This window comes from Xanthocytophaga flava (assembly GCF_030068545.1).
In the GTDB taxonomy this organism is placed as follows: Bacteria; Bacteroidota; Bacteroidia; order Cytophagales; family 172606-1; genus Xanthocytophaga; species Xanthocytophaga flava.
Genome location: NZ_JASJOR010000005.1, coordinates 151498 through 164804 on the forward strand (window position 1 = coordinate 151498; position 13307 = coordinate 164804).

Genomic DNA, 13307 nt, shown 5'->3' on the forward strand with positions numbered 1-13307 from the left:
AAAGAGATTAGTAGATATTTATATAGTAGAGTGTAGAAAAAGAACAGAATTGCTTGTAAGGTTTGTTCAGTTTATAAGAATAGACTCTATAAATGTTTGGGAGACCCTGATTTCCATTCAAGTAAGTTATTTAGATTGAGTCAAAATAAATGGATTCTTTTGCATGCTATTATTTCCAAATGTACTTTTGAGCGATAGTAAAATATCAAAATAATATCTGTTTCACGTCAAAAACTATCGAGTTATAACATTTATGAATTGGTTAGTAAACGCTTTAACCAGTACCATTGGCCGCAAAGTTCTGATGGCACTTAGTGGCCTGTTTTTAATACTATTTTTGGTAGTGCATTTGGTAGGAAACCTACAATTATTGAAAAGCGATGGAGGGATAGCTTTTAATACATATGCAAAGTTTATGGGCCACAATCCTTTAATCCAGACTGTTTCTATTCTGAACTTTGTTTTTATTCTGACTCACATCTTTGTTAGTTTATTTTTAACAATCCGAAATGGTAAGGCACGTCCTCAAGGGTATGCATATGTGAATAACAGCAGTACCTGGAGTTCACGCAACATGGGAATTTTAGGAACGATCATTCTGGTATTTCTTGTTGTTCACTTAGTGAATTTTTGGGGGAAAATGAAATTAACAGATTTCGGGATTGGTTCTTATGTAGAACATGACACAACTCAGGATTATCTTGATCTATATACAACTACAAAGGCTGCATTTCAGGATTGGTGGTTAGTATTACTGTATGTAGTTTCTATGATTGCGCTGGCATTTCACTTGTCGCATGGCTTCCAGAGCGCCTTTCGCACATTAGGAGTTAACCATCCTAAATATACTCCTTTTCTAAAAGGTTTAGGTCTTGCTTTTTCTATTATAGTACCTGCAGGCTTTGCTATAATTCCTGTTTACATGTTTTTACAAGGATAATTACCTGTCAATTATTCTTCAAAATATAAGACTCCGATAGATACAGCGTTGAATGTCTGAATAATATGGAGCAAAAATCTGAAATCTTAATTGTTTCACCTGTATGAAATTAGATTCAAAAATTCCAGAAGGTCCTTTAGCAGAAAAATGGACTAAACATAAATTTAATCTTAAGTTGGTTAACCCTGCCAACAAGCGTAAATATACAATTATTGTTGTTGGTACTGGATTAGCAGGAGCTGCCGCAGCAGCTTCTCTGGCTGAATTAGGATACAACGTAAAAGCATTTTCATTTCACGATAGCCCACGTCGTGCACACTCAATTGCTGCACAGGGTGGAATTAACGCTGCTAAAAACTATCAAAATGATGGTGATAGTGTTTATCGGCTATTTTACGATACAATCAAAGGGGGTGATTATCGTGCACGTGAAGCAAACGTATACCGTCTGGCAGAAGTGAGTGTCAATATCATTGACCAGGCTGTAGCACAAGGTGTACCTTTTGCCCGTGAATATGGTGGAACACTGGCTAACCGCTCTTTTGGTGGTGCTCAGGTATCACGTACATTCTATGCACGTGGTCAAACTGGTCAGCAGTTATTGTTGGGTGCTTACAGTGCACTGAACCGTCAGATTGCCAGTGGAAAAGTAACGATGTATACACGTACTGAGATGTTGGATGTAGTGACAGTTGATGGGAAAGCACGTGGTATCGTAACTCGCAATCTGGTGACAGGAAAAATAGAGTCTCATGCTGGTGATGCTGTATTGCTATGTACAGGAGGATATGGAAACGTGTTTTTCCTTTCTACCAATGCAATGAACAGCAATGTGACTGCTGCATGGCGTGCACATAAAAAAGGAGCCTTATTTAGCAATCCTTGTTATACTCAGATTCACCCTACCTGTATTCCGGTATCCGGAGACTATCAGTCTAAGCTGACACTTATGTCTGAGTCATTGCGGAATGATGGACGGGTTTGGGTTCCTAAAAAAGTAGGAGATAACAGACCTCCGGACCAAATTCCTGAAGAAGAACGTGATTATTATCTGGAGCGCCGTTACCGGTCATTTGGTAACCTGGTACCTCGGGATGTGGCTTCACGAAATGCTAAAATGGTATGTGATGAAGGACGTGGGGTAGGACCTACCAAACTGGCAGTTTATCTGGATTTCGCAGATGCTATCAAACGCGATGGAGAGCAGAAGATTTCTGAGAAATATGGTAACCTGTTTGATATGTATGAAAAGATCACAGGCGAAAATCCATATAAAATGCCTATGCGTATTTATCCTGCTGTTCACTATACAATGGGTGGATTGTGGGTTGATTATAACCTGATGACAAATATACCAGGGCTATATGCGTTAGGAGAGGCTAACTTCTCTGATCACGGAGCTAACCGTTTGGGTGCAAGTGCACTGATGCAGGGATTGGCAGATGGTTATTTTGTGATTCCTTATACTATTGGTGATTACCTTGCCGGTATGAATCCTTCTACGGATAAAGTGTCTGTTGATCACCCTGAATTTAAAAAGGCAGAACAGGAAGTAATGGATATGACTAAAAAGTTATTATCTATTAATGGGACTAAAACAGTAGATGACCTGCATAAGGAACTAGGCAAGGTGATGTGGGAGTATTGCGGAATGGCTCGGAATGCTGAGGGTTTGAAGATTGCCAAACAAAAGATCAAAGAGATCAAAGCTGATTTCTGGAAAAATGTAAGAGTGTTAGGCAAAAATGAAGAACTAAATCAAAGTCTGGAGAAAGCACACCGCGTTGCTGACTTTATTGAATTAGGTGAGTTAATGGTAGATGATGCTTTGGCTCGTAATGAATCATGTGGCGGTCACTTCCGTGAAGAATACCAGTCGGAAGATGGGGAAGCAGAACGGGATGATGAGCATTATGCCTATGTTTCCTGCTGGGAATACAAAGGACCAGGTCAGGAAGAAGAATTACATAAAGAAGAATTGATCTTTGAAAATGTGAAACTGACAAAACGAAGCTACAAATAAGAGGCTTCTCTTAACTTATTAAAAAAACAAGACCTTTTCTGCTGGATAAGGTTAACACGATACATATGAAACTGAATCTGAAAATATGGCGTCAGAGTGATGCTTCTGCCAGTGGCAAATTGGTGGATTATAAAGTGGATATCAATCCGGAGATGTCTTTTCTGGAAATGCTTGATGTGTTGAATGAAGAGTTAGCCAGAAAAGGGGAAGATCCGGTTGCTTTTGATCATGATTGTCGTGAAGGAATTTGTGGTGCGTGTAGCTTATATATAAATGGCCGTCCTCATGGACCTATGCAGACTACTACATGCCAGTTGCATATGCGTTATTTTAAAGACGGAGAGACCATTATTATAGAACCATGGCGTGCTGCTGCATTTCCTCTTCTTAAGGATTTGGTCGTAGACCGTTCTGCTTTTGATCGTATCAACCATGCAGGTGGCTTTGTTTCTGTGAATACGGGTTCTGCACCAGATGCAAATGAGATACTTATTCCTAAAACAGAATCTGATGAGGCGTTTAACTCTGCTGCTTGTATCGGATGTGGTGCGTGTGTAGCAGCTTGTAAGAATGCTTCCGCTATGTTATTTGTAAGTGCTAAAATCTCTCACCTGGCTTTACTACCTCAGGGACAACCTGAGCGGGAACGTCGGGCAGAAAATATGGTAGCTCAGATGGATGCCGAAGGTTTTGGTGCATGTACAAATACTGGGGCTTGCTCTATTGAATGTCCAAAAGGAATCTCTATGAGCAATATTGCTTTAATGAACCGTGATTTTATTTTCGCTTCTCTTACTTCTAAACCTGAATTAAAGGTGTCTGAAGGCGCATAGTTTATTTCTATATATAGTTAGAACCTGGCATTTGATATACTATTAAATGCCAGGTTTTTCTTTTTTAAGAATGGCATTTCCTTATATGCGGGTAAGAAGGGTAGGAAGCGGGTCGGTTGCGGGTCAGATGTAAAATCCTGATAGTCAATAGGGGTAAGAAGGGTAAGATGTTTAGGGCTAAATGGTAGCAGAAGAATAGGAGCAGAAAGGGTTAGTATATACTATATTTAGTATTTTCTTTTTATATAGTATATATAATACACGTAGTATAGAAAATATTCTTACCCCTTCTTACCCTAACTGATTATCAGGATTTTACATCTGACCCGCAACTGACCCGCTTCCTACCCTTCTTACCCGCATATAAATAGTTTTACTTCAAAGTATTTTAATATTATTTTATGCTCTTTTAGTTTGAAAACTAATTAGTCAACACAGGAAAATATAGTTAATTATAAACAAATATGGAATATGTAATTATAGTGGCAGGAGGTTCTGGGAGCCGTATGAGATCAGATATACCTAAACAATTTCTGGAAGTCAGAGGATTGCCTATTTTAATGCATACTATAAGACGGTTTTATGAATATTCCCAACATATTCAGATAGTTCTTGTATTACCTGTAGAACAATTAGAGACATGGGAGAATTTAAGAGAGAAATATACCTTTACGATTGATGTGAAAGTAGTAATAGGAGGAAAAACGCGCTTCCAGTCTGTCAGGAATGGCCTTCAGATAATTGATAATCTGGAAAGCATGGTTGCTATTCATGATGGAGTACGTCCATTTGTTCCCATAGGGGTAATACAGCGTAGTTTTCAGGTTGCAAAAGAAAAAGGTTCCGCCGTTGCAGCTGTATCTCTAAAGGATTCTATTCGTCAGGTTCTATCAGATGGAACTACACAAAGTGTAAACCGGGCTGATTTTCGTTTAATTCAAACTCCACAAACTTTCCAGACATCTCTCATTAAAAAAGCATTTGAAGTGCCAGAATCTGAACTATTTACAGATGATGCTAGCGTGGCAGAGGCTGCCGGACATAAAATTTCATTAATTGAAGGCGATTACCGGAATATAAAGATTACTACTCCAGAAGATTTGGAATGGGCTCAGTGTGTCTCTTATTAGATGTCTTTATCCTTTTTACTGTTAATAGGTAACTCCAGAATATAATTACAGATGTATGATTTATGTTCTATTTTGTAATTTATTAGGCAGAAACTGTAAATATTTCTTAGTTTAAAATAGAAATTGCATTAGTGAGAAAATATAATGAGCTTATAATAAGCTTGTTGTATTTTTTTTATATATGCAATTTTCTTGTATTATTGCTTGTGATTTTAGTGCACAGCATAAACTTGCATATGTAAGAAAGTAAATAAAACTATTGTAACCCTTTCATTTTAAAAGGATTACTTTGATATACTGAACTACTGTACTGAAAGGTGATACCTTTTGTTACTTACAGACTTAGAGGCTTTTACAGAATTCCAAGTTGCACAAATGATATGAAACAACTCTACATTATGGGAAGATTAATCTTACGCCAGCCATTATTTTTTCTTCTTTCACTTTTTTTTATCTGTAATATCTCTCAGGCACAACCTGGAAAAGATGGTCCTCTTACAGTTTCAACTTCCGGATTAGTCGTCAATAAATATACACGCTTAACAGCAAACATCACTGCCGGAGCCAATACTGCTACTGTAAATAATATTGCAACCGACTTAGGCGGGTTGCAAAACGGAGATCTTATAATGATCATTCAGATGCAGGGAGCCAGCATTACCACTACAGACGATATCAATTATGGGAGTGTTTCTGCTTACAATAATGCAGGTAAGTATGAGTTCAAGTATGTTACAGGTATCAATAGCAACACGTTTCGTGTGAATAGCGCCTTTGCCAATAGCTATACGGTAGCCGGACATGTTCAGGTTGTAAAAGTCCCTCAATACTCAACTCTAACTGTCAATTCTGGTGCTTCTATGACCGCGCCTGCATGGGATGGTGCTACAGGAGGGATTGTTGCTATTCATGCACAAACTACAATTACTGTTAATGGTACGATTACAGTTGATGCTAAAGGGTTCAGAGGTGGAGCTTTTCATAATGCAAGTGATGCAGTTACTAATCCTCCCTATACTAGTTATAGAAGTACTGTCAATACCAACGGGGGGGAAAAAGGAGAAGGGATTGCTGGAAATCAAAGTGAATATACGGCTTTAGGTGGTAGATATAGCCGTGGGGCTCCTGCCAATGGTGGGGGTGGAGGTAATACACACAATGCTGGTGGTGGCGGTGGTGCTAATGGTGGAAATGTTGCGCTATGGACAGGGCAGGGGGTTATGTGTAATACTTGTACAGGATTTGCTGCATGGGCACTTGATCCAGGATATACTGCTAATGGTAATACTCGGACTACCTCACAGGGTGGAGGAAGAGGAGGATATACTAGAGGTATTAATGACGCTAATGCTACTACTACGGGACCTGGTAATGCAGCCTGGGGTGATAATAAAAGAAATGAAGTAGGAGGTTTGGGTGGACGTCCATTAACTGCCGCGCCAGGAAATCGTATTTTTTTAGGTGGTGGAGGTGGGGCCGGTGATGCAAATAGTAATTCAGGAGGCAATGGGGGTAATGGCGGCGGCTTAATTTATTTGTTGGCTAATACTGTAACAGGCACAGGTAGCCTATCTGCCAATGGACAGAATGGTTCCAATACAACTAATCAGAATATTGATGCAGCCAGTGGTGGCGGTGCTGGCGGAACTATAGTAATAGATGCTACTTCTATTACAAACGTATCGCTAAATGCCAGAGGGGGTAATGGGGGGAGCCAAGTGACTCCTATTACTATTACAGGTGAATCAGAAGGTCCTGGTGGTGGTGGCGGTGGTGGTTTTGTTGCTGTACCTACAGGTTCATCGCCTACTATTGATACTTCTCCAGGTATTAATGGTACAACGGCATCTACAGCATTAAACGAATTTCCGGCCAATGGGGCAACTTCGGGTAATAACGGAAGTTCAACTACTTTTTCTCCAACTACGCTGGCTTTTGTTTCGTCTATTACAGATAAACCTATTATTACTGTAAGTAAGCGGGTAGAACCTATAGGACCTATTACTCAGGGAACTCCACGAAGCTTCTATTATATTATTACTGTTCAAAACTCAGGACCAGGCACTGCAACCGGTGTTGAAGTTCGTGATGATCTTGCTTTGATCGGAGCTGGAGTAACCTATACAGGATCTACCTATACCAACCTGGATGGTACAGCCTCTGGTGGGGGAGTAGTGCCGGGTGCAGGTGTTACAAATCTTACATTTGGAAATTATACCCTACCTCCCAATAGTGCAATCGAGTTATATTTTCAGGTGAATTTTAATGGATCACAAGCTGTAGGTATTTACAATAACTCAGCAAGTGCTTATTTTGATGATCCAACATCCGCTGCAAGCCCTGTTATAAAAGTCACTCCTGGAGGGACATATACTGATGGAAGTGGTACGGTAGGAGGTAGTAATTACAATGGAGCTGCTGCAACACTAGAAGATGTAACCATCAACAATACAAACAATGCCCCAACAGCTACAAACAATTCCTACACAGCCAAGCAAAGTGTGCTGATGTATGGAAACGTGATCACTGATAATACCGGAGCAGGAGTAGACTCTGATCCGGATGCAGGTACACGTATTACTGTAGAGACAGATCTGGTTTCCTATAACACAGCACAAGGAAAACTCGTTATTGCAGACAATGGGCAGTTTAGCTTTGTCTCTGCACCAGGTTTTACAGGTGTTTTTACATTTACATACAATTTGATTGACAATGGTTCACCTGCAAGGCAATCCAATACTGCTAGCGTTACAATTCAGGTAAACTCAATGCCTGACACAGATGGTGATGGCATTGCTGATATTACTGATCTGGATGATGACAATGATGGTATTCTGGATATTATGGAAGCTGGTTGTGGTGGTACAGGTGTCATCAACACAGCTTCAAACCTGATTGTCAATGGTAATTTTAATCAAGGTATTCCTGCCTCTACTACTCCTGATCCACAATATATAGCTCCGGGAGGAACCTGGGGTAGTGGAACATGGACAAGTGGGGTTGCTTACAATGGATACAATGTATATCCGGTTGATACACGGATTGCAATTCAGCGAGGTGTAGTTACCTATTCTCCAATTGACCCTACAGACCCTGCTGTTCCAGAATATGGTGTACCTGGTGGGTATCGTGTAGTACAGGGACCTTTTGCCGGAGATGCACCTTTTAATGTACCTGCCTCTGATACCTATTTATATTCCAATGGAAATAGTTTAGGGGTTCAGTATGTTATCTGTCGTCAGACTATTTCTGGTTTAACTCCCGGACGTGATTATATTCTGGTATCCTATACTTCCAATGCTATTAACCCAATACTGACAGATCCTGCGGCACCAGAAGATGGGATTATGCAGTTCTATGTTGATAATGCGGCTCCTTTTGATGGTGCGGATGCGCAGCCTGTGGGTGAAGGATATGTGGTATACAAAGATGGAGACCCTAAATCAGGTCATAATGGAAAAGATTTATGGGATCGTCGTCAGGTAGTTTTCCGGGCTACTGCTCCTACAGCAGTGTTTGAACTTCGGGATGCTCAGTTGGGTATCAATGGAGATGACTTTGTAATTACCTACGCAGGGGTATTTCCTTATAATGACTATTCTTGTGCGAGTCTGCCTGCTGACCCATCCGGAGATGAGGATGGTGATGGGGTCGCAAACTGGCAGGATGCAGATGATCCGGCTCTGGGTGCATTGGGTTTAACAGCCAGTGGCATTCGTACTATATATGCAAGCCTCGACCCGGATGGAGATGGTCTCCTCAGCCAGTTCGATCTGGATTCAGATGGAGATGGTTGTCCTGATGCCAAAGAGGCTGTATCTGGTGCCACTGTAAATGCAGATGGTACGGTAGGTTCCGGAGCCGTATATGGATACAACGGATTTTTCGATTCGTTGGAGTTAATGTCTACTACAGGAGGAACACCTGTTGAAACAGGCACAATCAACTATACGCTGGCTGCTACTTCCGGAAAGTATAACTTTTTAAATAAAACGATATTTACTGCTTGTAGTAATAATGCTCCAACAGCAAGCAACATAATTATTAGAATGCGAAAAAATACTGCCGCATACCCAAATAGCCATACATTCACTACTGGTGAATTTGGATTTGCAGATGCGGATGGTAATTCTCTGGCAAGTGTAATCATTACTTCTCTTCCTTCCCCAGCAAAAGGAAAACTAACGTTCGATGGAACGGATGTGGTACTTGGTCAAGAAATTGCAGCAATTGATCTTTCCAAGTTAGTATTCACGCCTAAGGAGAATGAAGTAGGAGATCCATATAACTCATTTCAGTTTAAGGTGCGTGACAACACAGGTGTTTACAGTGTAGCTGCTAATACCGTCACAATTATTGTCTATGACATTGAAGCCGTTGATGATCTTCCAGGTGGTACACCAATAACCGGTACGCAAAAAGGATTAGGAACTCCTATTGATGTGTTGGCTAATGATATATATCCTGCAAGTCCTGTTATTAATTTAAATATAATAGGTGGCCATGACCCTTGCTTCACAGTATCTGTTGATAACATTAGTGATCCTGCTCATCCAAAATTTATAGTAACGCCTGGAAATGGTTGTACTTCTGGCACAACATATACTTTTAACTACAATTTTGAAGCAATTCCTGGTGTACCTTCCAATAATGCAGTAGTAACTTTTACTGTTGTTGACCCTATTAAACCTATTGATAAGACAATTGTTGTTAGGGTAAATAGTTCCTATACCTTTAATCAAGGTTCATTTGGACAAGGCGGAACTTCTGACTTTAGAATAAATCCAGCAACTGGAAATGGAGTACTACAAAAAATCGCGATTACACAATTACCTCTGGTTGCTGACGGACAATTAGTATTAGATAATGGTACTCCTACACCCACCCCTGTAGTAGTAGGTACAGTAATTGATGTTGCTGATATTCCAAAACTTCGATTTATACCTGCTCCAGATAAAACAGGTACTACAAGCCCAATACTATATGCGGCTATTGATGGCAATGGTTCTACTAGTCCAACAACTGGAACGATTACATTTAATATTGTGGACGCGGTAGATGATCTTGATGTGGATGCATATACGTCAATTGATGTTCTGAATAACGACATAAAAGCTTCTATTGGTACTCCAAGCGTCAGGATAATAACCAATCTGCCATCTTCTTTCTGTGGTAAAATGGTCGTAGATCCTACAGATAATACGACTGTCATCTATGAACCAAATAATGTTGACGGCTGTACAACACCATCCGGGGATTATTTCTTTGAGTATGTATTTGATACTAATATCGGTGGTGTATCTACTGTTACATCTGATACTGCTAAGGTAACTTTTAAAATTACACAGCCTACTTCGGCTGACAAAAGTGTAATTGTTGCTGTAAGTACTCCTACTGTATCTAATTACTATACTTTTAAAGCAGATGACTTCAAAGTGAATGGTGGCTCTGGAACGTTAGGGGCAGTATTCATTGAGAGTGTTCCTTCTAATGCGCCTGGTAATCTAACATATGATGGTGTTCAAGTGACTGCGGGAACTGTAATTCCTGTTAGTGAACTAAGTAAACTAAAATATACATCCAGTGTTAGTGGGGTGCCTTACACTACATTTACTTTTAAAGTAAGAGATACCTATATGGTAGAAAGTCCGACCGCCTCTACAATGACAGTTAATGTGATTGAGGCAAAAGATGATCCCACTATTCCTGAAAATCGTATTTTGGTAGTGCAAAAAGATAATATCACTATTCCTGTACTGGCCAATGATGTTATTGTAGCTGGACCTACTACATTAACAGTATCATTACCTCCTGGAGCATGTTTTGATGTTAACGTAATCAATAATGGATCTACTGATCCTACTATTAATTTTGTCAGTAAAGATTGTCCTGCAGATGTTTATACTTTTACTTATACTGTTACTCAAGGTGCTCTAGGTGAAGAAGTTACAACACCTCCTGCTACTGTAACCGTAACTGTAGTACCAAAGAAGCCTGTTATAAAGCCCGGTGCCACTATTACTGTTACATTCCCTGAAGATAATAGAACTATATCGTTTGACAATCCTGTAAATACTTTTAAGGAGGATGTACAAAATGCATTTGACTACGAGCCAGGAAATGACCCTGGAAATAATCCTCCTATTCCAGGATTAATTACCCGAATCAAAATCGGAAGTCTTCCCCATAAAGGGACTTTGGTTTTAGTGAGTAGAGTTACAGGTGATACTACTGCAGTGACTGTAGGTCAGGAAATTCTTCTTACACAGTTAGATAGCCTACTTTATGAACCAGTACCTAATGAGAATGGAGAACGTTATACAAGTATGACAATCTATGCTGCCGGGGCTATTGGAGAGTATAGTCAGGATGCTGCGCTAGTTCTGATTGATATTACACCAGTACCAGATTATCCATTGGCACAGAATGACTACAATGTAACTTTAATCAATACACCAGTTATTGGAAACGCATTGTCGAATGATAGCGATCCGGATGCTGGCGATTTACTGACTGCAACTGAGGTAGTTGGTGGTACTCCAGGAGGGACAATGACAATTACAAACAATGGTACGTATACCTATACACCACCACCTGGTTTTTTTGGTATTGATACTTACACATATACTGTATGTGATCAGACAGGTTTATGCTCAAAGGCTGTTATTACCATTGTTGTAAATGATACAACAGGTAAAGGCGCCAAACCTCCTATTGCTAGAAATGATAATTATACTACCATTCAAAATAAACCGATATCTGTTCCTGTTTTAGACATAAAAGGTGTATTGGATAATGATAGTAACCCTGCACCCGGTAAGCAGAGCGAACTGGTAGTGACGGCTGTAACAAATGCTCTAACTGCGCAAGGTGGTGTGATTACAATCAATGGAGATGGTTCTTTTACCTACACACCCAAAACAGATTTTGTAGGCATTGATACCTATACCTATATTATTACCAATGCTGTAAATCTTAAGTCTGCTGCTACCATTACAATATTTGTTAACTCATTATTGCCTACCGGACATGAGCCTCCGGTGGCAAGAAATGATTCTAACAGGGTAAACTTTAATAAAGTTAAATCTGTATCAGGAGATATTGATGATCCAAAAAATCTTTTGCATAATGATGACCCTAAGGGTGTTCTTTCAATTGCACCAGTGTCTAACTGGCCTACTACACAGGGAGGAACGATAACCGTTGGTCCAGATGGAAGCTATACGTATCACCCAAGAACTGACTTCTTAGGTACAGATACGTACACCTATACTGTTTGTGACGATAAAGATCCAAAAGGATGTGCTACCGCTACTTTGTTTATTACGATAAATATTCCGCCAGTAGCGCATAACGTAATAGATACACTGATCAATCCAAACCGTCCATCCCCTCCTGAGCCTGCTGGACAAGCATTACAAGTGGTGGCTTTGGATAAACCATTGATAGGTACAGATGAAGATGGTACAGTAGTAGGCTTCTTGATTAAAACTTTGCCAGAACATGGAATTTTATATTATACAGATGCTTCAAATAAAGAATTCGCTGTGTCTATCACAGATACATTAACTTCTTTAGAAGCCAGTACATTAGTATTTGAGCCAGAGACTAATTACTCTGGAATCACTACATTTACCTATATCGCAATAGATAATGAAACATCTGGATCTTTGGTAGATTCGACATATACATTGGTAATCATTAACCGTCCGCTGGCTTTTGATGATGAACAGGTAGTTGTGCCTAATACACCGAATGTGCCTATAGATGCAGCGGCTAATGATTCTGACCGGGATGATGGTACGTTTGATCCTGCTTTCTCTGAGTTAGATCCAAAGGCTATCACTATCATTACACCTCCAGCTCATGGTACTGCTACTGTAACGGATGGTATTATTTACTATTCATCAACAGGTAGCTATGAAGGTTTGGACTCACTGGTGTATGTAATCTGTGATAGTACCACTCGTAATCCAAGCTTGGGTATGACAGATAACCATTTATGTGATACCGCTGTCGTACGCTTTATTGTAAGACCTCCATTCATACCGGAAGGCTTTACACCAAATGGCGATGGACAGCATGACTTCTTTGTGATTGAGAATCCGAATAATGATCAGATTCATTTGCAGGTATTTAACCGTTGGGGTAATCTGGTTTATGAATCCAAGGACTTCAAGAGTACTTATACTGGTGTGGCCAATGACTTCCCAACGAGTACCAGTGACTGGAATGGCAAGTCAAACCGAGGCGTGCGTGTAGGGGAAGAGCTACCAGACGGAACGTACTTCTATATCATCAAATTCAAGAACAGCGGTTTCAATAAATCCCGTTACATGACTATAATCCGGTAATGTTCTCTGCCGAATCTTGTTTGATAG

The 13307-nt window shown here is 40.0% G+C and carries 5 protein-coding genes; all 5 read left to right on the forward strand.

Annotation, left to right across the window (positions count from 1 at the left end; all coding sequences use genetic code 11):
* The first annotated feature begins 253 nt into the window (after nucleotides 1–253).
* The 5 genes from QNI15_RS09680 to QNI15_RS09700 all read left to right on the forward strand — a co-directional run bounded on the left by QNI15_RS09680 (nucleotide 254) and on the right by QNI15_RS09700 (nucleotide 13280).
* Complete coding sequence (locus QNI15_RS09680; protein ID WP_314031556.1) at nucleotides 254–940, forward strand: succinate dehydrogenase cytochrome b subunit; 687 nt, start codon at nucleotides 254–256, stop codon at nucleotides 938–940.
* A 103-nt stretch (nucleotides 941–1043) separates the two neighbouring features.
* Nucleotides 1044–2963, forward strand: a complete 1920-nt coding sequence (locus tag QNI15_RS09685; protein WP_314031558.1) for a fumarate reductase/succinate dehydrogenase flavoprotein subunit — start codon at nucleotides 1044–1046, stop codon at nucleotides 2961–2963.
* Between the two features lie 65 nt (nucleotides 2964–3028).
* A complete protein-coding gene (locus QNI15_RS09690) occupies nucleotides 3029–3796 on the forward strand; it encodes a succinate dehydrogenase/fumarate reductase iron-sulfur subunit (protein WP_314031559.1) in 768 nt (255 codons plus the stop codon).
* Between the two features lie 464 nt (nucleotides 3797–4260).
* Nucleotides 4261–4926: a 2-C-methyl-D-erythritol 4-phosphate cytidylyltransferase gene (locus tag QNI15_RS09695; protein WP_314031560.1), complete on the forward strand. Its 666-nt coding sequence runs from the start codon at nucleotides 4261–4263 to the stop codon at nucleotides 4924–4926.
* Between the two features lie 380 nt (nucleotides 4927–5306).
* Nucleotides 5307–13280: an Ig-like domain-containing protein gene (locus tag QNI15_RS09700; RefSeq protein ID WP_314031562.1), complete on the forward strand. Its 7974-nt coding sequence runs from the start codon at nucleotides 5307–5309 to the stop codon at nucleotides 13278–13280.
* Nucleotides 13281–13307: the final 27 nt, after the last annotated feature.